General features: G+C 65.9%; 14 protein-coding genes and 2 pseudogenes. 6 read left to right on the forward strand and 10 right to left on the reverse strand.

Going from position 1 to position 22212, the window contains the following annotated elements; all coding sequences use genetic code 11:
• Positions 1 to 42: 42 nt before the first annotated feature.
• From BDW41_RS14335 to BDW41_RS14345, 3 genes are all read right to left on the reverse strand, one after another.
• Positions 43 to 1890 carry an acyl-CoA dehydrogenase gene (locus BDW41_RS14335; RefSeq protein ID WP_074549540.1) on the reverse strand — a complete coding sequence of 616 codons (1848 nt, stop codon included), beginning with the start codon at positions 1888 to 1890 and terminating at the stop codon, positions 43 to 45.
• A 10-nt stretch (positions 1891 to 1900) separates the two neighbouring features.
• A complete protein-coding gene (locus BDW41_RS14340) occupies positions 1901 to 3079 on the reverse strand; it encodes an acetyl-CoA C-acyltransferase (protein WP_074549542.1) in 1179 nt (392 codons plus the stop codon).
• A gap of 85 nt (positions 3080 to 3164) precedes the next feature.
• Positions 3165 to 5243, reverse strand: a complete 2079-nt coding sequence (locus tag BDW41_RS14345; protein ID WP_074549544.1) for a 3-hydroxyacyl-CoA dehydrogenase NAD-binding domain-containing protein — start codon at positions 5241 to 5243, stop codon at positions 3165 to 3167.
• A gap of 420 nt (positions 5244 to 5663) precedes the next feature.
• Here BDW41_RS14345 and BDW41_RS14350 point away from each other — a divergent pair, with 420 nt between their 5' ends.
• From BDW41_RS14350 to BDW41_RS23730, 4 genes and pseudogenes are all read left to right on the forward strand, one after another.
• Positions 5664 to 8231 (forward strand): TonB-dependent receptor, encoded by a 2568-nt coding sequence (locus tag BDW41_RS14350; protein ID WP_074549546.1) that lies wholly within the window; start codon positions 5664 to 5666, stop codon positions 8229 to 8231.
• Between the two features lie 169 nt (positions 8232 to 8400).
• Complete coding sequence (locus tag BDW41_RS14355; RefSeq protein WP_074549548.1) at positions 8401 to 8748, forward strand: DUF805 domain-containing protein; 348 nt, start codon at positions 8401 to 8403, stop codon at positions 8746 to 8748.
• Positions 8749 to 8929: 181 nt separating this feature from the next.
• Positions 8930 to 9274 (forward strand): annotated as a pseudogene (locus BDW41_RS23725) (DNA translocase FtsK 4TM domain-containing protein); the annotation flags it as partial.
• Between the two features lie 738 nt (positions 9275 to 10012).
• Positions 10013 to 11488: pseudogene (locus tag BDW41_RS23730) on the forward strand (DNA translocase FtsK); the annotation flags it as partial.
• A 25-nt stretch (positions 11489 to 11513) separates the two neighbouring features.
• On the opposite strand, the gene BDW41_RS14365 reads toward BDW41_RS23730, so the two are convergent.
• From BDW41_RS14365 to BDW41_RS14375, 3 genes are all read right to left on the reverse strand, one after another.
• Positions 11514 to 13478, reverse strand: a complete 1965-nt coding sequence (locus BDW41_RS14365; protein WP_083337688.1) for an alkyl sulfatase dimerization domain-containing protein — start codon at positions 13476 to 13478, stop codon at positions 11514 to 11516.
• Positions 13479 to 13596: 118 nt separating this feature from the next.
• Positions 13597 to 14493, reverse strand: a complete 897-nt coding sequence (gene rbsK / locus BDW41_RS14370; RefSeq protein WP_074549551.1) for a ribokinase — start codon at positions 14491 to 14493, stop codon at positions 13597 to 13599.
• Between the two features lie 105 nt (positions 14494 to 14598).
• Complete coding sequence (locus tag BDW41_RS14375; protein WP_074549553.1) at positions 14599 to 15030, reverse strand: hypothetical protein; 432 nt, start codon at positions 15028 to 15030, stop codon at positions 14599 to 14601.
• Between the two features lie 134 nt (positions 15031 to 15164).
• Here BDW41_RS14375 and BDW41_RS14380 point away from each other — a divergent pair, with 134 nt between their 5' ends.
• Together BDW41_RS14380 and BDW41_RS14385 are read left to right on the forward strand one after the other, a co-directional pair.
• Positions 15165 to 15869, forward strand: coding sequence for a glutathione binding-like protein (locus BDW41_RS14380; RefSeq protein WP_074549555.1), 705 nt, complete (start codon positions 15165 to 15167; stop codon positions 15867 to 15869).
• A gap of 162 nt (positions 15870 to 16031) precedes the next feature.
• Positions 16032 to 18305: a S9 family peptidase gene (locus BDW41_RS14385; protein ID WP_074549557.1), complete on the forward strand. Its 2274-nt coding sequence runs from the start codon at positions 16032 to 16034 to the stop codon at positions 18303 to 18305.
• A gap of 233 nt (positions 18306 to 18538) precedes the next feature.
• Here BDW41_RS14385 and BDW41_RS14390 read toward each other — a convergent pair whose 3' ends face one another.
• From BDW41_RS14390 to xerC, 4 genes are all read right to left on the reverse strand, one after another.
• Positions 18539 to 19153 carry a hypothetical protein gene (locus tag BDW41_RS14390; RefSeq protein WP_074549559.1) on the reverse strand — a complete coding sequence of 205 codons (615 nt, stop codon included), beginning with the start codon at positions 19151 to 19153 and terminating at the stop codon, positions 18539 to 18541.
• Between the two features lie 36 nt (positions 19154 to 19189).
• Positions 19190 to 20527, reverse strand: coding sequence for an ATP-dependent protease ATPase subunit HslU (gene hslU / locus BDW41_RS14395; RefSeq protein ID WP_074549561.1), 1338 nt, complete (start codon positions 20525 to 20527; stop codon positions 19190 to 19192).
• A 72-nt stretch (positions 20528 to 20599) separates the two neighbouring features.
• Positions 20600 to 21151: an ATP-dependent protease subunit HslV gene (gene hslV / locus BDW41_RS14400; protein ID WP_074549563.1), complete on the reverse strand. Its 552-nt coding sequence runs from the start codon at positions 21149 to 21151 to the stop codon at positions 20600 to 20602.
• A 165-nt stretch (positions 21152 to 21316) separates the two neighbouring features.
• Complete coding sequence (gene xerC, locus BDW41_RS14405; RefSeq protein WP_074549565.1) at positions 21317 to 22204, reverse strand: tyrosine recombinase XerC; 888 nt, start codon at positions 22202 to 22204, stop codon at positions 21317 to 21319.
• Positions 22205 to 22212 lie beyond the last annotated feature (8 nt).

Below are 22212 nucleotides of genomic sequence, written 5' to 3' on the forward strand. Positions count from 1 at the left end.
CGGGCTCCCTTGATGCTGTGGAAGAGAAAAGGCATAGCAGGCTCAAAACCATTCATCGCGCATATCCAGCGTGGTGCGGTCCAGTGAAGCGAGCAGGTCGAGCTGCGGCGTGATGCGCGGCAGTTCCCAGCGGTAGAAGTAATCGGCCGCCGCCAGCTTGCCGCGCAGAAAATCCCCGTCGTTGCCGTGTCGACCGGCGGAGAGCGCCTGTTGTGCTACCCGCGCCTGTTCCAGCCATATCCATGCCATCACCACGTGGCCGAAGGCTTCGAGATATACGCTGGCATTGGCCAGGGTGAGACGAAGATCGTCCGCGCTCCACAGCTGCGCCGTGACTTCGGCAAGACGGACCATCGCCGCATGCAGTGCATCGGGATGATGGTCGATCACGCCGCGTGCGCCTTCCACGGTCTGTTGCATGCGGCTGCACAGCGCACGCCAGGCCGCGCCCTGGTGCATGGTGACCTTGCGGCCCAGCAGGTCCAGCGCCTGGATGCCGTGCGTGCCTTCGTGGATCGGATTGAGGCGGTTGTCCCGATAGAACTGCTCGACGTTGTATTCGCGCGTGTAGCCGTAGCCGCCGTGTACCTGGATGGCCAGATCGTTGGCCTCGAGGCACCACTGCGATGGCCAGCTCTTGGCAATGGGCGTGAGGATGTCGAGCAGCAGCGTCAGCTGCTCGGCTTCCCCGGCATCGCCGCGCTCGCGTGCCGCACGCGCTTCGTCGACCAGCCTGGCGCTGTAGAGAATCAAGGCGAGCGCGCCTTCGGCATAACTCTTCTGCGCCAGCAGCATGCGGCGAACGTCGGCGTGCTCCACCAGTTTCACCTGGGGAAGGGATGCGTCCTTGCCGTTCGAGCCGGTGACGCGCCCCTGCGGCCGACTGCGCGCGTAATCCAGTGCGTGCAGATAGCCGGTGTAACCCAACGCGGCTGCGCCCAGGCCGACGCCGATGCGCGCCTCGTTCATCATGTGGAACATGCAGCTCAGGCCCTGGCCGGGCTCGCCCACCAGGTAACCGATGGCGCCGGCCTTGCCCTGCGGCTGATGGCCGCCTTCGCCGAAGTTGAGCAGGCAGTTCACCGTGCCGCGATAACCCATCTTGTGATTGAGGCCGGCCAGCACGACATCGTTGTGTCCGCCGAGCGAACCGTCCGGCTGCACCAGATAGCGGGGCACGACGAACAGGGAAATGCCTTTCACGCCGGGCTGGAGCTTGCCATCGGGGCCTGGAATCTTCGCCAGCACCAGATGCACGATGTTTTCCGAGAGCTCGTGCTGGCCACCGGAAATCCACATCTTGTTGCCGCGCAGGCGGTATTGCGCGCCCAGCGGCGACTCGCCCTCGTATTCGGCGCGCGTGCCGATGTCCGCCAGCGACGAGCCCGCCTGCGGTTCGGACAGGCACATGGTGCCGAAGAAGCGGCCTTCCATCGCCGGTCGCACGAAGGTGTCGATCTGCGCCTGCGTGCCGTGGGCGAGCAGCAGGTTGGCGTTGCCGACGGTGAGAAAGGGATAGCCGGCGGTGCCGATATTGGCAGCCAGGAACCACGCGAAGCCCGCTTTCTCGACCACCATCGGCAACTGCATGCCGCCGAGCCCGTAGTCCTGTCCGGCCGCCATCAGGCCCGCCTCGCAAAAGGCATCCAGCGCGGTCTTCACTTCCGAGATCAGATAGACGCGCCCGCCATCGAAGTGCGGTTCGTGCTGGTCGTTCTTGCGATTGTGGGTGGCGAACCGTTCGCTGGCGATCTTCTGGCAGGTGTCGAGCACGGCATCGAAGGTGTCGCGCGAGTGATCGGCATGGCGCGGATGCCGCGTGAGTTCGTCCACCTTGAGCCAGTCGTACAGGAGAAAGTCGAGGTCGCGGCGGCTGAGGATCAACGACATGGCCCGCCGCTCACAGCACGTCGAACAGGCCGGCGGCGCCCTGCCCGCCGCCGATGCACACGGTCACCACCACATGCTTCACGCCACGGCGGTGGCCTTCGAGCAGCGCATGCCCGACCAGGCGCGCGCCCGACACGCCATAGGGATGCCCCAGCGCGATGGCGCCGCCGTTGACGTTGAGGCGCTCCATCGGGATGCCGAGCGTGTCCGCGCAGTACAGCACCTGCACGGCGAAGGCTTCGTTCAATTCCCACAGGCCAATGTCCTCGACGCGCAGCCCGGCCTTCTTCAGCAGTTTGGGCACGGCGAACACGGGGCCGATGCCCATTTCGTCCGGCTCGCAACCCGCCACGGCAAAACCGCGAAACACGCCCAGCGGCTTCAGCCCTCGCGCCGCGGCCGTGCCCGCGTGCATCACCACGGTGGCGCAGGCGCCATCGGAGAACTGCGAGGCGTTACCCGCGGTGATCACGCCGCCAGGGACGGCGGTGCGGATGGCCGATACGCCCGCCAGCGTGGTGTCGGCCCGAATGCCTTCATCGGCTGCGATGGTGACTTCTCTTGTGGATATCTGTCCGGTGGACGGATCCGTGGTGCCAGCCTTCACCGTCATCGGCACGATTTCATCGTCGAAACGGCCGGCCTCGCGGGCGGCGGCGGCCAGTTGCTGGCTGCGCACGCCGTATTCATCCTGGCGTTCGCGTGGAATGCGGTAGCGGCTGGCGACGTTTTCCGCCGTGCGCAGCATGGGCCAGTAGATGCCCGGGTAATGGCCGGACAGCCAGCCCTCTTCCAGCATGTGCAGGTTGGTGGCGTGCTGCACGCAGGAAATGCTTTCCACGCCGCCGGCGACGAAGATCTCGCCTTCGCCTGCGATCACGCGTTGCGCCGCCATGGCGATGGTCTGCAGGCCGGAGGAACAGAAGCGGTTCACCGTGGCGCCGGGCACCGTTGTCGGGCAACCCGCGCGCAGCGCGATCTGTCGTGCGATGTTGCTGCCGGTGGCACCCTCCGGATAGGCGCAGCCCATCAGCACATCTTCCACCTCGCCCGGTTCAAGGCCCGCGCGCATGATGGCGTGCTGCACCACATGGCCACCCAGGGTGGCGCCATGCGTCATGTTGAAGGCGCCCTTCCAGCTCCTGGCCAGAGCGGTACGCGCGGTGGATACGATGACGGCCTCGTTCATGCCTGCTCCTGACCTGCCTGCGGGTGATATGCGTGTTCTGTCGAGGCATGGCGCGGACGGACACACGCGCCTGCCGGAAACCGGTTCAATCGTTGAAGCCCCTGCCCGCATCGGCCAGCCGCTGCAGCAGCGGCGCCACCTGCCAGGCCTGCCCGTGGTAACCGTTGGCGAAGCGCCGCATCGAGCGCACGACGTTGTACAGGCCCACCTGGTCGGCATAGAGCATCGGGCCGCCCCGGTAAGCGGGAAAGCCATAGCCGGAGAGATAGACGACGTCGATGTCGGAGGCCTTGGCGGCGATGCCTTCCTCGAGAATCCGCGCGCCTTCGTTCACCAGCGCGTAGACCAGCCGCTCGACGATTTCCACGTCGGCGATGCGCCTGCGCACAAGGCCGAGATCGCGCGAGTGCTGCACGATCATCGCGTTGACCTGCGCGCTGGGATACGCGCGGCGATCGCCGGTCTTGTAGTCGTACCAGCCGGCGCCCGTTTTCTGGCCCAGGCGACCCTGTTCGCACAGGATGTCGCCCGTCATGGAATAGGTGAAATCCGGTTGCTCGATATACCGCCGCTTGCGAATGGCCCAGGCGATGTCGTTGCCAGCCATGTCGATCATGCGGAACGGACCCATCGCAAAACCGAAGTGTTCGATGGCCTTGTCGACCTGTTCGGGCAGCGCGCCTTCGTCCAGCAGCAGGCCGGCCTGGCGGCTGTACTGCTCGAGCATGCGGTTGCCGATGAAACCGTCGCACACGCCGGCCACCACGGCCACCTTGCGCAGCTTCTTCCCTAGCTGCATGACGGTGGCGAGCACGTCCTTGCCGGTCTGCGCGCCGCGCACGACTTCCAACAGGCGCATGACGTTGGCCGGACTGAAGAAGTGCGTGCCCACCACGTCCTGCGGGCGACGCGTGAATGACGCGATGCGGTCGATATCCAGCGTGGACGTATTGGAAGCGAGGATGGCGCCCGGCTTCATCACCTCATCGAGCCGATGAAACACGGACTGCTTGATGGCGATGTCCTCGAACACCGCCTCGATGACCAGGTCCGCGTCGCGGATGTCGTTGTAGGCCAGCGTCGTGCGCAACAGCTCCATGCGCTGCCCTACCTGCTCGCGCGTGAGCTTGCCCTTGCTGGCGCTGGCCTCGTAGTTCCTGAGGATGGTGGCGACGCCGCGATCGAGCGCGGCGTCGGTGGTATCCACCAGCGTGACCGGAATGCCGGCATTGAGGAAGCACATGCCGATGCCGCCACCCATGGTGCCGGCGCCGACGATGGCCACGGTGTCGATGCGGCGCGTGGGCGTATCGGCGGGAACGTCCGCGATCCGGGTGGCGGCGCGCTCTGCGAAGAACGCATGACGCAGCGCGCGGGATTCGGGCGTGGCCTGAAGCTGCTCGAAACACGCCCACTCGTACGCGGCACCTTCGTCAAAAGGCTTGAGCGAAGCGGCAATGGCATCGATGCACTTGGCCTTGGCGGGGTGCTGCTTCGACGCCGCCGCCACGGCCTGGCGGGCGTAGGCAAGAAAGCCTTCCGCGTTCTCGTGCTGCACGACGCGGTCGCGTGCTTTCGGATGCACCTTGGCGCAGGCCACTTCCCGGGCATAGGCGATCGCGGCCGGCAGCAGCTCGCCCTCGACGATGTCCTGGAACAACGGCGTGCCCGACAGCTGGCCGGCCGGCACCGATGTGCCCGACACGATCATGTTGAGTGCTTCCTCAAGCCCCAGCAGGCGCGGCAATCGCTGCGTGCCGCCTGCTCCCGGCAACAGGCCGAGATGGACTTCCGGCAGGGCGATCTGCGCGGTGGCCGTGGCCATGCGGTAGTGGCAGCCCATGGCCAGCTCCAGGCCGCCGCCCATCGCCACGCCATGAATCGCGGCCACCACGGGCTTGGATGCGTTTTCGATAATGCGGATGACGGCGTGCAGGCTGGGTTCGCACTGCGCCATCGCCGTGCCGAATTCGCTGATGTCGGCGCCGGCCGAAAACGCCGAACCGGCGCCGGCGATCACGATGGCGACCACGTCGTCGTCCGCCAGCGCACGGTCGATGCCGTCGACCACGCTGCGTCGCGTGGCATGGTCCAGGCTGTTGACCGGCGGATGATCGAGCGTGATCACGGCCACGCCGCGTCGTACTTCGTAGTGCGTTGTCATGACGGACCCTTGCGCGCGAATGGACCTGCGCGAGCGGATCGTTGACCGCGTGACGCGGATGCGCCGTTATGCAGACCCTGGTGGGTTTGCATTAGGCGGCATCGCGACCGTAGCCTCACCCCCCTGCGACGAGGGGAATGCACGCCACGGCTTGGGCGTTGGGGAAGGCGGCGACCTTCGCTGAAGATAAAGCGCGCGTATTGCATTGCAGCAAGCACGATGCGTGCCGAGCCACGTCCGTCCTACCCGTCGCGGGTGGTATCCGCTCTCGGAAGGGCTTCCTACCCTCGGGCAAAGGATGCGCATGGTGGACAGGAGTCCGCACGGGGAACGGGGAGGCTGGGGGAAGCGGATCGGGACGTCATGGATCAGCTCGCCAAGGCCACGACATTTGATGGTCCATGCATGGGGTGAGAGGGCATGACGGAACAGCGGTTCGCTAGGAGAGTGCTGGGACTGGCCGTACTTTGGGCACTTTGCTCATCGGCCTACGCGCAAGAGAGCGCGCAAGGCAGTGCGCAGAACGCCGGGGCGCCCTCCAGCCAGAAAGAGGCCAAGACGCTCGACGCCATCAAGGTGGTGGCCGAAAAGCGCGAGGAGAAGATCCAGGACGTACCCATCGTGGTGAACGTGCTGCCAGCGCAGCAGTTGCAGGATGCGGGCGTGCGCGACATCAAGGATCTGCAGATCCTGGTGCCGAGCATGAACGCCACCACCACGCAGAACGCGATGTCCACCACCGTCCGCATCTGGAACGTGGGCACCACCGGCGACAACCCGGGCCTTGAATCCTCCGTGGGCGTGGTGATCGACGGCGTGTACCGTCCGCGCACGGGCGTGGCCTATGGCGATCTGGGCGAAATCGATCACATCGAAGTGCTCAAGGGGCCGCAAGGCACGCTGTTCGGCAAGAACACGTCGGCCGGCGTCATCAACATCATCACCGCCCAACCGGAGTTCGTGCAGCACGCGCAGGCCGAGGCCACGCTGGGCAACTATGGCGCCTGGGGTCTTTCCGGTTCCTACACCAACGCGCTGAGCGACAACGTCGCATTCCGCGTCTACGCGGCGGACCGCGAGCGTGACGGTTTCTGGGACGTGGTCAACGGCAAGGGGCCGGGCACCCACAACACCGACAACAACGAGCATTACCACACCTTCCGCGGCCAGCTGCTGTGGAAACCCAGCGACACGGTGAAGGTGGATTTCAGTGCCGACTACACCGACCGCAACGAGAACTGCTGCGCCACCAGCGCCTATATCGAGGGCAGCACCGCGCCGCTGATCAACAAGCTGGCGGGTGGCAAGGGCATCGCCGCACCCGGCGACAACCCGGCCGACCGCGTGGCGTACCTCAATCGCGATACCACCCAGGCGATCAAGGACAAGGGCGTCTCCGCCACGGTCACCTGGGACACGTCCTGGCTTGGCGGCGCCACCTTCACCTCGGTCACGGCCGACCGCAGCTGGAATGCCAGCACCGGCGGCGACCTGGATTTCACGGGCGCGGACCTGCTGTATCGCAACGGCAACCGGCAGCAATCCTTCAACGGCTTCCGCACCTTCTCGCAGGAATTTCGCCTGGCCGGCAAGACCGATAGCGTCGACTGGCTGGTCGGTGCGTTCTACGCGGACGAAGTGCTCAACAGGAACAACTCGTACGGGCTGGGCACCGATTACGAAGCTTACCTCTCGACGCTGGCCTTCGGCGGGCTCGCTGCGACCGGCGTGCCCATCCGCAAGCCCAACCCGGCGGCGTTCTTCTCGCAGATATCCGGCGTCACCAACGGCTTCACCGGTTTGTCGGGGCTGGATCACTACCGCCAAAGCACCAAGAGCGGCGCGCTGTTCACCAACAACACCTGGCATGCCACCGACGCGCTCGACCTGACGATGGGCCTGCGCTACACGCACGACAGCAAGCAGCTCCAATCGCAGTACAGCAACCCCAACGGTACGCCGGCCTGCGCCGCGGTGCTGCAGAACCCCGCCGCCCACGTGGCCGCGGGCCTCAAGGCGCAAGGGGTCACGCCGACGCCCGCCCTGATCGCGGCACTGGCGCCCACCATCGTGGGGACCATGTGCCTGCCCTGGTCGAATGCGAACTTCGCGAACTTCCAGCCGCCGAACCAGCAGATGACCGAAAACGAATGGACCGGCACGCTCAAGGCCGCCTATCACTGGAACGATCAGGTGATGACCTACGTTTCCGGCGCGCGAGGCTACAAATCCGGCGGCTACAACCTCGATCGCGTGCAGAACGGCGTCAAGCCAGCGACCGATACCTCGTTCCCCGGCGAGTTCGTCAACAGCTACGAGCTGGGCGCCAAGACCACCTGGCTGGGCGGCAACCTGCTGTGGAACAGCACGCTGTTCTATCAGGACTACAAGAACTACCAGTTCAACGGTTTCCTTGGCGTGTCCTGGGCCGTGCTCTCCATTCCCACGCTCACCAGCAAGGGCCTCGACAACGAGCTGATGTGGCAGACCGGCATCCAGGGCCTGATGCTGCAAGCGGGCCTGACCTATGCCGACACCCGCTTCGGCAAGAACATCCCCGGCGCCCTTTTCCAGGCGCCGGCCGGTGCGCTGAACCGCCTGCCCGGCGCGCATCCGAGCTTTGCCCCGGAGTGGTCCGGCACGGCGGGCATCACCTATGAGAAGGACATCGCGCACAACCTGCTGGTGCGCTTCAACATCAGCGCCAAGTACACCTCCAGCGAGAACGCCGGCACCGACCTGATGCCGGAGAAAGACCAGAACCCGTTCACCGTGGTCAACGCGCGCGTGGGGCTGGGTTCGAGCGACGGCCGCTGGATGGTCGAACTGTGGGGCCAGAACCTCACCAACGCGCTCTATTACGAAGTCGCCTTCAACAACCCGCTGCAAAGTCCTTCCGTCGCCTCCCGCAGCCCGCAGAACACCTTTGGCGCGGGCTATGGCGACCCACGGACCTACGGCCTGACCTTGAGGGTGAAAACGGACTGAAGGTCCACGTTCCGCGCAGGAATGCCATATTGCTGTGGTTGACTAGCATGTCTCTTATTTCCGAGACTTGCCGCATCAGGCGGGTCGCGCGTGCGACCCTGCCTGGTCGGTTTCGATGAAAGACACCCTTCCACCTGCCTGATCCAACCCACTGAAAGGAACGCTATCCATGGAATGGTATTTGAAGGTACTCAAGCAGCATTACGCCGATTTCAACGGCCGCGCGCGTCGCCAGGAATATTGGATGTTCACGCTGGTGAACATCATCGTGGCCATCGTGCTGGCCGCGCTGACCAAGGTCAGCGGCCTGTTCTCCATCCTCTACACGATCTACGCGCTGGGCACCCTGCTGCCCTCGCTGGCCGTGTGCGCGCGCCGCCTGCACGACGTAGGCAAGTCGGGCTGGTTCATGCTGCTCTCGCTGATTCCCATTGTCGGCCTGTACCTGATCTACCTGCTGGTGCAGGACAGCGAGCCGGGCACCAATCAGTACGGCCCCAATCCAAAGGGCGTGTAACGACTCGAAAGCCGGCCCTTGGGCCGGCTTTCTCTTTCGGGCCTCGGCACCCGAGCCGGGTGCCACGTGCGGTACGCAATACGCCAGCAATAACAGCCCGTTACCGTGCAATCTGCTGACGCGCCTGATGCATTGGCGCTAACATGCTGAGTTTGCACGCAGGCGATTCGGCATCACAGGCATGCTCCATTTCTTCTTCGGCGCCTTCGGGCTGTCCACGCTCTGGCTACTTCCCCTGCTTTGGCGCGTTGGCGGCAGCCTGCTGAAACGGCGTGCAGGGTCGGTCAGCGGCCAGGGAACGATCCGCTTCTGGCTGGGCGCCTTGCTGGTGCTGTTGGCCAGCGCGACGCTGGAAGGCTTGGTGATCGACCAGTACACCGACGATGCGAATGCCGGCGGCGTGGTGTGCCGCGCCCTGTCGCACGTGATCGGCAGCCTGCTCGGCGGTTGGCTGACCACGCTGGCGATGCTGGCGGTGATCGCCGCCGCCTTGCCGTGGTATCTCGGCGTGACCTGGCCGGCGATGTTCAAGCGCATCACGGCGGGCGTGGACGTACTCGCGGCGCTGCTGCAGCGCGTGGTCGATGCGGTGGCGGCGCGGCGTGGCCGTTCGTCTTCCGTCCGCGCACCGCGTGGCGCCGTGCGCCGCGCCGAGCGTGCGTCCCGTCAGGCGCGCCGTACCGCGCCGCCGGCCGCGCGTCGCACACCGGCCACCGCCGCGCCGGTAGCGGCGGCAAAGCCCATCCCCGAGACCGCCGCTTCACCGACGCCAGCGCCCGTGTCGCGCGTGCGCCACGTCGCGCAGCAAGAGAAGGTGATACGCGAACCGTGGCTGATGCCCAAGCACGGCCGCCCGGCGCAACCCGCGCCGCGTGCGCCCTTGAGTCGACCCGCGCCGGCCATCGCGACCAGCGCCATCGTTGCAAAGGCGGCTGCGGCACCGGTCGCCGCGGCGGTCGAGTCCTCCGCCCCCATCGCTACAGCGATGTCCGCGCCGGTGTCATGGGAGCCGACGCCCGCCGTCAAAGCCGCTCCCGTTCCCGATGTTGTGGAAACACCGGTCACACCGTCCGCCGTCGACGAAGCACCTGCTGCTGCAGTGGACGAACCCTTCGAGATCGAACTTCCATCGGTCAGCGCGCCGATCACGCCAGCACCGATAGCGCCGGCGCGCCGCTATGCGGCCAATGACGACGACGCCATCGGCACGCCCGCCAGCGTCACCTCGCTGCGCCCCGCAGCTCCCGCGCGCGAGCGTTCCGCCGCCATGCTGCCGCCGCTTTCGCTGCTGGCCGCGCCGCGTTCGGAAGTGGCCGCCATCGATGACGCGCAACTGGCCGAAACCGGCGAGCTGATCGAGCAGCGCCTGCGCGAGTTCAAGGTGCCGGTGACGGTGGTCGGCGCCTCCGCGGGTCCGGTGATCACGCGCTTTGAAGTGGAACCGGCGGTGGGCGTGCGCGGCAACCAGATCGTCGCGCTGATGAAGGATCTCGCGCGTGGTTTGGGACGGACGTCCATTCGCGTGGTCGAAACCATTCCCGGCAAGACCTGCATGGGCCTGGAGCTGCCCAACGAACAGCGCCAGATGATCGCGCTGTCCGAGATCCTCGACTCGCCGGCCTACCGCGATTCCGACTCGCTGCTCACGCTGGCCATGGGCAAGGGCATCACCGGCGAACCGCTGGTGACCGACCTGGCCAAGGCGCCGCACATGCTGGTGGCGGGCACCACGGGTTCGGGCAAGTCCGTCGCGGTGAACGCGATGATCCTGTCCATGCTGTACAAGGCCACGCCCGACGACGTGCGCATGATCATGATCGACCCGAAGATGCTGGAGCTTTCGGTCTACGAGGGCATTCCGCACCTGCTCGCGCCGGTGGTCACCGACATGAAGCTCGCGGCGAATGCGCTGGCGTGGTGCGTCGGCGAAATGGAGAACCGCTATCGCCTGATGTCCGACCTGCGCGTGCGTAACCTCGCCGGTTTCAACCAGAAGGTGCGCGAGGCACGGGCGTCTGGACGTCCGTTGATGAACCCGTTCCCCACGCATCCGGAAGTGCCCGAGACGCTCGACACGCTGCCGATGATCGTGGTGGTGATCGACGAGCTGGCCGACCTGATGATGGTGGCCGGCAAGAAGATCGAAGAACTCATCGCGCGACTCGCACAGAAGGCGCGCGCCGCCGGCATCCACCTCATCCTGGCCACACAGCGCCCGTCGGTGGACGTGATCACCGGTCTGATCAAGGCCAATATCCCCACGCGCGTGGCGTTCCAGGTGTCGTCCAAGATCGACTCGCGCACCATCCTCGACCAGATGGGCGCGGAAAGCCTGCTGGGCCAGGGCGACATGCTGTTCCTGCCGCCGGGCACGGGTTACCCGCAGCGCATCCACGGCGCCTTCGTCGCCGACGAGGAAGTGCATCGCATCGTCGCCCACCTCAAGCTCTACGGCGAACCCGACTACAAGGACGAAATCCTCGCCGGCCCGCCCAGCGAAGGATCGGGCGAGCTGTTCACCGAAGACGGTGGCGACCCCGAACTCGACCCGCTCTACGACGAAGCCGCCGCCTTCGTGCTGCGCACCCGCCGCGCCTCCATCTCCTTCGTGCAGCGCCAGTTCCGCATCGGCTACAACCGCGCCGCGCGACTGGTGGAAGCGATGGAAGCCGCGGGCCTGGTCTCGCCGATGGGCATCAACGGCCAGCGCGATGTGATTGCGCCGGGGCCGGTGGACTAATCCTTCGCCATGACGGCCTCGTCGCTCACGGCTCGATGAGGTTGAACATCACATCGAAACGGTCGAGCAGGCCGAACAGTTCGGCGAGTTTGCCCGCGTCGCCATTCACCTTCGCCTGGTTGGCCTGGACAAGCTCATCCAATGTGCCCGAGCCCATCGCCAGCCGGGCGAATTGGGCTTTATCGGCGGTCAGGGTGGCATCGGGCTCGCTTACCGGCCTGGCTTCGTCGTAGATCAGGACGCTGTTGTGCAGGGTGATACCGATGGCCTGGTGCGTGTCGGGCTGGACCCAGTTGATGCGCACCGTCTTGCCGTTGGCCCGCGTGCCATCGAGGCGAATGCCCATGTAGTCGAGCAGCATGTCGGGCGTCATGGCCTGCACCACGTCGGGCGTGGCGACGCCGGGCACGTGGATCTTGGGTTTGCCGTGGCGTAGTTCGTTGGCGCCCATCAGGAAATTATTACGCCAGATGGCATCCTCGCTCTGGTAGCCGAGCTGTTCGAGCGCGTCGGCTTCCAGGTTCCGCGCGTCGCGGTTGTCGGGCTCCGCAAACACCACCTGATTCATCACCTCGGCCACCCAGCGGTAGTCGCCCTTGGCGTAGGACTGTCGTGCCTTGGCGATGATGGCCGCACTGCCGCCCATGTATTCCACGTAGCGTTTGGCCGATTCGGTCGGCGGCAGCGCATACAGGTGCGCGGGGTTGCCGTCGTACCAGCCGAGGTAACGCTGGTAGACCGCCTTGGCGTTGTGGTTCACCGAGCCGTAGTAGTCGCGGTTGTACCACTTGTCGGCCAGGCCCGGCGGCAGCTTGATCCGCTCGGCGATTTCGGTGGCGGTCAGGCCCTGGTTCGCCAGGTTGAGCGTCTGGTCGTGGATGTACTTGTACATGTCGCGCTGGTCGGCCAGGAACTGGTTGATGCGCTGCTGGCCCCACATGGGCCAGTGATGCTGGGCGATGATCACGTCGGTGTTCGCGCCATAGCGGTCGAGCATCAGGTTGAGCGTTTTCCACCACGTCCTGGCATCGCGCACCTGCGCGCCGCGCAGCGTGTACAGGTTGTGCTGGGTGTGCGTGGCGTCCTCGGCGGTGTCGAGCAATTTGAACTGCGGGAAATAGATCAGCATTTCCGCGGGCGCTTCGGTGCCCGGCGCCAGGTGGAATTCCATCTGCACGCCGTCGATGGCGCGCGTTTCGACGGTCTTGCGGATGAGGTCGGTAGGTGGAATCAGCGTGGTCGAGCCGAACGAGGCGGCCTTGCCAAGGCCGTCGTCGACAAGGCCGCGTTCGTTGCGCGGCAGCAGCACGCCGAACTGGTACAGGCCGCGGCGCGCCATGGCCGCGCCTGCGTAGACGTTCTCGCTGGCCGCTTCGGCGAGGAAGCCGTATGGCGCGATCACCCGCACCTTGCCGGCCCGCACGTCGTCTTCGGAGATCACGCCTTTGACGCCGCCGAAGTGATCCCCGTGGCTATGCGTATAGATCACCGCCAGCACCGGTTTCCTCGGCCGGTGCTGGTAGTACAGCGCCATCACCGCCTCCGCGGTTTCCGACGACAGCAGCGGATCGATCAGGATCAACCCCTTGTCGCCTTCCACGATGGTCATGTTGGAAAGGTCGAAGCCGCGTACCTGATAAACGCGATCGACCACCTTGAACAAACCGTTGAACTGGTTGAGCTGCGCCTGCCGCCACAGGCTGGGATTCACCGTGGCCGGTGCGGTGTCTCCCTTGAGAAAGTCGAAGCCCTGCAGCGTCCACACCGCGCGGCCCTGGGCATTCTTCAGCTGAAGATCGGGCGTGGTCGCCACAAAGCCCCGCTGGGCGTCCTCGAAATCCTGCCGGTCGGTGAAATCGAGCTGCTGCAACACGGCGGCGTTGGATGCGCGGGTCGCGTCGGTGGCGTCGCCGGGCGCGTCCTGCGCGACCAGGACGGCGAACGGACTCAGGCTCATCGCGAGGGCGATCATCAGGCGGGGCAACGTCATGGTGCGGCTCCTTTCTCGATTGGCATCGCAGGGATGGCAAGCGAAGGATTCTGAAAGGAGGACGCGACCACCGCCCCCACCCGGAGCAGGTAGGGGCGCAGGCTATGCGATGGTTCGACTAGCTCGCCTGGGCGGCCAGGAAAGCTTCGAGTTCCCCGCTGCGTGGCATGCCGCCCTGCGCACCGAGCCGCGTGACGGAAAGCGCGGCGGCGGCGCATGCCTTGCGCACGGCAGCGGGCAGGCCTTCGTGCAGGAACACGGCGAGCGCGGCGTTGAAGGTATCGCCCGCGCCGGTGGTGTCGACCACATCGACCTTGAAGCCGGCTTGATGCTGCGGTTCGCCACCATCGCGGAACCACGCGCCGTCGCTGCCACGGGTGAGCACCACGGGCGCGGGTGCGCGTTGCATCAGCGCGCGGAAATCCTCGTTGCTGTCGGCGCCCAGCAGGATGGCCAGTTCATGCTGGTTCGGCGTGAGGTAGCGCGCGAGCTTCAGCCATTCCGCCGGCAGTTTCTGCGCGGGCGCGGGGTTGAGGATCACCGGCTTGCCCAGGCGCTGGCCGAGGCGCAGCGTGGCTTCGACCGTTTCCAGCGGGATTTCCATCTGCACGAGGATTGCGTCCGCGCTGGCCAGCGTGGATTGCGCGCGTTCGACCTGTGCGGGTGTCACGCGGGCGTTGGCGGCCGACACGATGATGATGTGGTTGTCGCCTTCGGCGACGGTGATGGAGGCGGTGCCGCTGCCGCAGTAGGCGATGCGGGTGACGTGTTCGAGCGATACGCCTTCGCGCGCGAGGCCTTCGTGCAGTTGCGCGCCGAAGGCGTCGTCGCCCACGGCGCCGACCAGGGCGACGTCGGCGCCGAGCCGCGCGGCGGCCACGGCCTGGTTGGCGCCCTTGCCGCCGTGCACGGTGAGGAAACGCTCGCCGAGGATGGTTTCGCCGGGCGCAGCGAAGCGCGGCGCCAGCGTCACCAGGTCCATGTTGATGCTGCCGACCACGACGACGCGTGCCATACCTGCTCCATCCCTTGCTGCTTGCGTGAAAGAGGGAGGATAAGCGATGGCATCCCCGCGGGATATCTCGCGGGCCTCAACAGATCATCGGTGCGCTGAGGCGGCTCAGCCGCCGTTGCTGCCCGGCGCGGCGGGCACCTGCTGGCCGTGTTTCTCCTGCGCGTGCTCCAACGCCTTCTCGCGCATGGCCTTCCACTTGTCGCTCTGTTCCTGCGTCAGCACGGCGCCGATCTGGTTCTGGCTGTCCTGCATGATCGACATGGCCTTGGCGCGGCGGTCGGCGGGCTTGAGGCTGGTGTCGCCCTGCAGCGCCTGCAGCTGCTGATCGCGTTGCTGCAGCATCGGGCCGATCTTGGCCTGCTGGTCCGGCGTCAGCTGAAGCTGCTTGGTCAGGTGCTGCAGCTGCGTCTGCGCGTCGAACTTGTGCATGTGCTGATGGCCGGCCGGCGCGGTCGCCGGGGCGTCCTGCTGGGCGAAGGCCGGGCCCGACAGGGCGGCAACCAGCGCAAAGGCGGCGAATGCGGGAAGGCGGTTCATGGCGGCACTCCTGGGATGTTCCCGCCGAAAACGCGGGGACGCAGCGGCGGTTGACGGTGGCTGCGGGCAGGCCTGGCTTGATTCCCAGCCTATCGCCCCGACCATCAACAAACCGTCCGCGCCAAGGCAATGTCATGATCGAACTGCATTACTGGCCCACGCCCAATGGGCACAAAATCACGCTGTTTCTCGAAGAAGCCGGCATCCCGTACGCCATCAAGCCAGTGAACATCGGCAAGGGCGAGCAGTTCCAGCCCTCGTTCCTGGCCATTTCGCCGAACAACCGCATGCCGGCGATTGTGGATACCTCGCCGGCGGGCGGCGGCGATCCGATCAGCGTGTTCGAGTCCGGCGCGATCCTGCAGTACCTTGCGGAGAAAACCGGCCGCTTCCTGCCCACCGACGTGCGCGGCAAATACACGGTGCTGGAATGGCTGTACTGGCAGGTGGGCGGGCTGGGGCCGATGCTCGGGCAGAACCACCACTTCAACCGCTACGCGCCGGAGAAGATCCCCTACGCCATCGACCGCTACGTCAACGAGACGCGGCGCCTGTACGGCGTGTTGAACAAACGCCTGGAAGGCCGGGCCTTCATTGCCGGCAAGGACTACACCATCGCCGACATGGCCGCGTATCCATGGATCGTGCCCCATGAAAACCAGGGCATGGCGCTGGAGGATTTCCCGCACCTGAAGGCCTGGTTCGATGCCATCCGCGAGCGGCCGGCGACCCAGCGGGCCTATGCGTTGGGTGATGAAATCAAGGGGAAATTCGACCTGACCACCGATGAAGAGGCCCGAAAAGTGCTGTTCGGCCAAGGGGCGAAAAGCCAGCAGTGAGAGGAAATGAGGTGAGTAGCGAGAGAACAACAGGCCGCCTGCTCGTCTCTCGCTACTCACTCCTCTTCACTCACTCCTGAAAAAATCCCTGGTTTCCCCGCGCGCAACGCGTTCTAATCGCCGCTTGTTCTTACGTTCGACGCGTCGCCCAAGGAAGTATTCATGCGCGCCCTCCTCTTTGCCGCCCTGACGATGGTGGCCCTGCCGACCATGGCCGAAAAACTCACGATCGAACGCATCTTCGACGGTGGCAACCTTGCCGGTGCCGCGCCGCGTGGCCTGCAGATATCGCCCGATGGCAGCCGCGTCACCTTCCTGCGCGCCAAGCCGGACGACCAGAACCAGCTGGACCTGTGGGAATACGAGCTCAAGGGCGGCAAGACCCGCCTGCTGGTGGATTCCAAGAAGCTCGAGCCCAACGGCGAGCAGCTGTCCGATGCGGAAAAGGCGCGCCGAGAGCGCGAACGCACCGCCGGCCTGCATGGCATCGTGAGCTACCAGTGGTCGCCGGACGGCAAGCAGCTGCTGATCCCGATCAACGGCAAGCTCTATGTGTACACGCTGGCCGCGCCCGATGCGGCGCCCAGGCAGCTGGACACCGGCGACAACGTGATCGATCCGCGCATCTCGCCCAAGGGCCATTACGTGTCCTACGTGCGTGACCAGAACCTGTGGGTCATCGACCTCACCAATGGCGAGGCGAAGCAGCTCACCCACGATGGCGGCGGCACCGTGCACAACGGCGAGGCCGAATTCGTCGCGCAGGAGGAAATGGACCGCAGCAGCGGCTACTGGTGGGCCCCCGACGATTCGGCCATCGCCTTCGAGCGCTACGACGAAGCCCGGGTGCCGGTGATCAAGCGCACCGAGCTCTACGCCGACCACACCGACGTGATCGACCAGCGCTATCCCGCCGCCGGCACGCCGAACGTGGCGGTGAAGCTGGGCCTGGTGTCCCCCGCCGGCGGCCAGCCGCGCTGGATCGACCTGGGCAAGGACCCGGACATCTACCTCGTCCGCGTGAACTGGCTGCCGGACGGCAAGCACGTCAGCTACCAGCGCATGCCGCGCAGCCAGCAGAAGCTGGACCTGCGCCTGGTCGACGCCAAGACGCTGGCGCAGCGCACCCTGCTTACCGAAACCAGCAACACCTGGATCAACCTCAACGACGACCTCACCTTCCTCAAGGACGGCAAGAGCTTCCTGTGGGGCAGCGAACGCAGCGGCTTCCACCACCTGTACCTGTATGGCCTGGACGGCACGCTCAAGCACGCGGTGAGCGAAGGCGAGTGGCAAATCGACGGCCTGCTGGCGGTGAACGAACACGCCGGCACGGTGTACGTCGCCTCCAACAAGGACGCCGTGCCCGAAAAGCAGGTCTACGCACTCAAGCTCGACGGCAGCAACGCCAGCGCACCGGTGCGCGTGAGCCAGGGCGCGGGCATGCATGCGGCCACCTTCGCGCCGGACGGCAGCTTCTACCTGGACAACTTCTCCAGCGTGGACACGCCGCCGCAGGTCAGCCTGCACAAGGCGGACGGCAGCCTGGTCACCTGGATCGAGCCCAACAAGCTCGACGAGAAGCACCCGTTCTGGCCCTACCGCGACAGCCTGATCAAGCCGGAATTCGGCACGCTCAAGGCGGCCGACGGGCAGACCCTGTACTACCGCCTGTACAAGCCGGCCGGCTTCGACCCCGCGAAGAAATACCCCGTCTTCGACATGTACTACGGCGGCCCGCACGCGCAGATGGTCGCCAACCAGTGGGGCGATTACTTCAACCAGTACATGGCCAATCAGGGTTTCGTGGTGTTCACCCTGGACAATCGGGGCATGGCGCGCCGCGGCCGCCAGTTCGACAGCGTGATCTACCAGCAGCTGGGCGCGGCCGAAGTGGACGACCAGCTGGTCGGCATCCACTGGCTGAAATCCCAACCCTGGGTCGACGGCAAGCGCATCGGCGTGTTCGGCTGGAGCTACGGCGGCTACATGACCACCATGATGCTGGCCAAGGCCTCCGACGAGCTGGCCGGCGGCGTGGCGGTGGCCCCGGTGACCAACTGGCGCCTGTACGACACCTTCTACACCGAGCGTTACCTCGGCCGCCCGCAGGACAACGACGCCGGCTACACCCGCAGCTCGCCGCTGGCCTGGCTGGATGGCCTGACCTCGAAGCTGTACCTCGTGCATGGCATGGCGGACGACAACGTGCTGTTCCTCAATTCCACCGAGCTGATGGCGGAGTTGCAGAAACGCGGCACGCAGTTCCAGTTCATGGCGTATCCGGGCGCCAAGCACGGCCTGAACCTGCCGGGACAGCGCAGCCACGTGTATCACCTGATCGAGAATTTCTTCCAGCAGCAGGTGAAGGGTGCGGCGGTGCCGGCGGCGTCGAAGCCGGTGGTGCAGCCGGCGGCGGCAGCCACGACGCGGTGATCTTTGCTCGTCATTCCGGCGTAGGCCGGAATCCAGCTACCGTGAGTCGGGTTTTAGCGAGGAAGCGACGGGTCTTGTCCATTGACGCGATAACCTTCCGTTTCCGCCACTGGATTCCGGCCTGCGTCGGAATGACGGGTAGGAAGGGTGGCTGGTGCTGGGAGCTGCCGGACCGGTAGCGTGAAAAAAGGCCGCCCATGGGCGGCCTTTTCAGTCGTTCGATCAATCCGTAGTTACTGCGCATGCCCCACGCCCGAATCCCCCTGTTCCAGCGGCGGCGGGTTGCCGGCCACGGCGAGCAGGGACATGGCGTAGCCGTCCTCGATGCTGACGGTGGAGACCTCGTCCCAGGAGAAGAACGACGCCTCGCGTAGCCATTCGGCGTCGGGCGAGATCTCCTGCATGTTGAAGCCGTCCTCTTCGACGTTGATCAGGCGGCCGATGTAGCAGACCTCCGACTCGTCCTCGCTGTCCACGTGCACGCCGATCACCGGCGCCTGGGCGGCAGCGGCCTGGATGACGCTGCGGATGTCGTCCAGCGGGAAGCCCCGCGGCGGGCGCGGCATCAGGTGCTTGATCGCCAGCGCCTTTTCCATGAACACGGCGTGCTTGTCCGGCGCTTCCAGTTCGGACACGTCGCGGTGACGCATCACGTACATGCCGTCATAGGTGATGCCGTCGCCGACGACCCACAGTAGAAAGAATTCGCGGCCCACACCGCCCACGTAACCGCAGAAGCTGCCGTGTTCGAGTTCGCCGCGCCACAACCGGACCAGCTGGTGCTTCTGCTGCGCCTCGCGCAGCTGCGCACGCTGGCCGGTGGTCTTCAGTTCAATCACATTTCCCATGGACAAAATTTTACCAGCCCGGGGCTTTCCCCTTGTTTACAGGATGTAACGGGATAGATCCTCGTCCTGGACGAGCGTTCCCAGGTTTTTATCGACATATTCGGCGTCGATCAGGTAGTTTTCGCCGGATTTGTCAGCAGCTTCGTAGGAAATCTTCTCCAGCAGCCGCTCCATCACCGTGTGAAGGCGGCGTGCACCGATGTTCTCGGTCCGCTCGTTCACGTGGAAGGCCACCTCGGCCAGCCGGTCGATGCCCGAATCGGTGAATTCGACCGTCACGCCCTCCGTGCCCAGCAGGGCGATGTACTGCTTGGTCAAGGCGTTATGCGGCTCGCGCAGGATGCGCTTGAAGTCCTCGACCGACAGCGCCGACAGCTCCACGCGGATCGGCAGGCGGCCCTGGAGTTCCGGAATCAGGTCCGAAGGCTTGGCCAGCGAGAACGCGCCGGAGGCGATGAACAGCATGTGGTCGGTCTTCATCGGGCCGTACTTGGTCGACACCGTGGAGCCTTCCACCAGCGGCAGCAGGTCGCGCTGCACGCCTTCGCGGCTCACGCCGGCGCCGCCGAACTCGGAGCGCTGGGCCACCTTGTCGATTTCGTCGATGAAGACGATGCCGTTCTGCTCGGCGGCCTGCATGGCCTGGGCGCGCACCTCTTCCTCGTTGAGCAGCTTGGCGGCCTCTTCCTCCACCAGCATCGGGCGGGCCGCCTTGATGGCGACCTTGCGCTGCTGGGTCTTGGCGCCGCCGATGTTCTGGAACATCGGGCGCAGCTGCTGGCCCATTTCCTCCATGCCCGGCGGCGACATGATCTCCACGCCGACGTTCATGGCGAAATCCAGCTCGATCTCGCGGTCGTCCAGCGCGCCTTCGCGCAGCTGCTTGCGCAGCTTCTGGCGGGTGTCGTTCTGCTCGGCGCTGGGCGCGGCGTCGTGGGTCCAGTCGGTGGGCGTCTGGCGGCGCGGCAGCAGGGCGTCGAGGATGCGGTCCTCGGCGCGGTCCTCGGCCTGGGTGCGCACGCGCTTCATGGCCTGCTCGCGTGTGAGCTTGTAGGCCACGTCGGCCAGGTCGCGGACGATGGATTCGACGTCCTTGCCCACGTAGCCCACCTCGGTGAACTTGGTGGCTTCCACCTTCACGAACGGCGCGTTGGCCAGCGTGGCGAGGCGACGGGCGATCTCGGTCTTGCCCACGCCGGTGGGGCCGATCATCAGGATGTTCTTGGGCGTGACTTCGTCACGCAGGGTCGGCTCCAGCTGCATGCGGCGCCAGCGGTTGCGCAGCGCGATGGCCACGGCGCGCTTGGCGTCGTGCTGGCCGATGATGTAGCGGTCGAGTTCGTTGACGATCTCGCGGGGTGTCAGTTCGCTCATGTCTTTGCCGGGAATAGGGTGTCGGGAATAGGAACGCGGGCTGCGGTGTCGTGAAAGGGAGCGGGCTGTGCCCTATTCCCCCTGCCCTATGTCCAGCTCCTCAATCGACGTGTTGTGGTTGGTGTAGATGCAGATGTCGCCGGCGATCTTCAGCGCGCGCTCCACGATGGCGCGCGAATCGAGCTCTGTGTTCTCCAGCAGCGCCAGCGCGGCCGATTGCGCGTACGGGCCACCGGAGCCGATGGCGATCAGGCCGTGTTCGGGCTCCAGCACGTCGCCGTTGCCGGAAATCAGCAGCGAGGCGTCCTTGTCGGCCACGGCGAGCATGGCTTCCAGGCGGCCCAGGCGGCGGTCGGTACGCCATTCCTTGGCCAGTTCCACGGCCGAACGGGTGAGGTTGCCGCCGTGCTTGTCCAGCTTCTGCTCGAACAGCTCGAACAGGGTGAAGGCGTCCGCGGTGGCGCCGGCGAAGCCGGCCAGCACGTTGCCCTTGCCGAGGCGGCGGATCTTGCGGGCATTGGCCTTCATCACCGTGTTGCCGAGGGTGACCTGGCCGTCGCCACCGATCACGACGCGCCCGTGGCGGCGCACCGAGACGATGGTCGTGGCGTGAAAGGATTCCATGAGGGACTCCGTAAAGAGTGAATTCGCCTGAGGTGGGGCCGGGCTGGCGGAAACCAAGGAGCGAGGAGCCAGGAGTGAGTCAAGAGGAGTGAGTAGTGAGAGAAAACCGCCTCAGTCTCGCAGCGCTCGCTCTCACTCCTCACTACTCTTCACTCACTTCTCGCTCTACTTCCGCTTGGCGCGTGGGTGCGCGGCGTCGTACACGCGCGCGAGATGCTGGAAATCCAGATGCGTGTAGATCTGCGTGGTGGCGATGTCGGCGTGGCCGAGCAGCTCCTGCACCGCACGCAGGTCGCCAGAGGATTCCAGCATGTGACTGGCGAAGGTATGGCGTAGCAGATGCGGATGGATGCGCTTGGCGATGCCTTGCTGCAGCGCCAGCGTCTTCATGCGCAATTGCACGGTGCGCGGGCTGATGGGCGCGCCGCCGCGGCCCTTGAACACGGGTTGCTCCGGCACCATGCCTTCCGCCTCGCCCAGCGCGCGCAGCGCGGCGATGGCGTGACGGCCCACCGGCACGATGCGCGTCTTGCTGCCCTTGCCCAGCACACGCACCTCGCCCTGCTGCAGATCCAGGTCGATCCAGCGCAGGCCGGTGAGTTCGGACAGGCGCAGGCCGGAGGAATAGAACAGCTCCAGCATCGCGCGGTCGCGCAGGTTCAGCGCGCCCTCGGTCTGCGTTTCCACCAGCGAGGTGGCTTCGTCCACGTCGAGCACCTGCGGCAGCTTGCGGTGCACCTTGGGCCCGCGCACGCCGGCGAGCGGATCGTGGTCCAGCAGCCCTTCGCGGGTGAGCTGGCGGAACAGGCTGCGGCAGGACGACAGCAGCCGTTGCAGGCTTTTCGGCGACAGGCCGGCGCGATGCTCCGCGGCCACGAAGCCGCGCATGCGGTTGGGCTCCAGCGCGTTGAAACCGGCGACGCCCTGCGCCTCCATCCAGCGCAGCAGCTTGGCCAGGTCGCGGCGGTAGCCGTCGACCGTATGCACCGACGCCTTCTTCTCTCCCGCAAGGCGGGCGAGCCAGGCGTCGACGTGCTCCCGCGGCGTGGTCATGGAAAGCG

It is taken from the genome of Dyella sp. AtDHG13, assembly GCF_003201105.1.
Classification (GTDB): domain Bacteria; phylum Pseudomonadota; class Gammaproteobacteria; order Xanthomonadales; family Rhodanobacteraceae; genus Dyella; species Dyella jiangningensis_B.

What these genes read in the sequence shown, in the direction of transcription:
- BDW41_RS14380 (WP_074549555.1), top strand. Translation starts at nt 15,165, where the DNA reads ATGATCGAACTGCATTACTGGCCCACGCCCAATGGGCACAAAATCACG.
- BDW41_RS14335 (WP_074549540.1), bottom strand. Translation starts at nt 1,890, where the DNA reads ATGTCGTTGATCCTCAGCCGCCGCGACCTCGACTTTCTCCTGTACGAC.
- BDW41_RS14375 (WP_074549553.1), bottom strand. Translation starts at nt 15,030, where the DNA reads ATGAACCGCCTTCCCGCATTCGCCGCCTTTGCGCTGGTTGCCGCCCTG.
- BDW41_RS14355 (WP_074549548.1), top strand. Translation starts at nt 8,401, where the DNA reads ATGGAATGGTATTTGAAGGTACTCAAGCAGCATTACGCCGATTTCAAC.
- hslV (WP_074549563.1), bottom strand. Translation starts at nt 21,151, where the DNA reads ATGGAATCCTTTCACGCCACGACCATCGTCTCGGTGCGCCGCCACGGG.
- BDW41_RS14345 (WP_074549544.1), bottom strand. Translation starts at nt 5,243, where the DNA reads ATGACAACGCACTACGAAGTACGACGCGGCGTGGCCGTGATCACGCTC.
- BDW41_RS14340 (WP_074549542.1), bottom strand. Translation starts at nt 3,079, where the DNA reads ATGAACGAGGCCGTCATCGTATCCACCGCGCGTACCGCTCTGGCCAGG.
- hslU (WP_074549561.1), bottom strand. Translation starts at nt 20,527, where the DNA reads ATGAGCGAACTGACACCCCGCGAGATCGTCAACGAACTCGACCGCTAC.
- BDW41_RS14385 (WP_074549557.1), top strand. Translation starts at nt 16,032, where the DNA reads ATGCGCGCCCTCCTCTTTGCCGCCCTGACGATGGTGGCCCTGCCGACC.
- xerC (WP_074549565.1), bottom strand. Translation starts at nt 22,204, where the DNA reads ATGACCACGCCGCGGGAGCACGTCGACGCCTGGCTCGCCCGCCTTGCG.
- BDW41_RS14390 (WP_074549559.1), bottom strand. Translation starts at nt 19,153, where the DNA reads ATGGGAAATGTGATTGAACTGAAGACCACCGGCCAGCGTGCGCAGCTG.
- BDW41_RS14365 (WP_083337688.1), bottom strand. Translation starts at nt 13,478, where the DNA reads ATGACGTTGCCCCGCCTGATGATCGCCCTCGCGATGAGCCTGAGTCCG.
- BDW41_RS14350 (WP_074549546.1), top strand. Translation starts at nt 5,664, where the DNA reads ATGACGGAACAGCGGTTCGCTAGGAGAGTGCTGGGACTGGCCGTACTT.
- rbsK (WP_074549551.1), bottom strand. Translation starts at nt 14,493, where the DNA reads ATGGCACGCGTCGTCGTGGTCGGCAGCATCAACATGGACCTGGTGACG.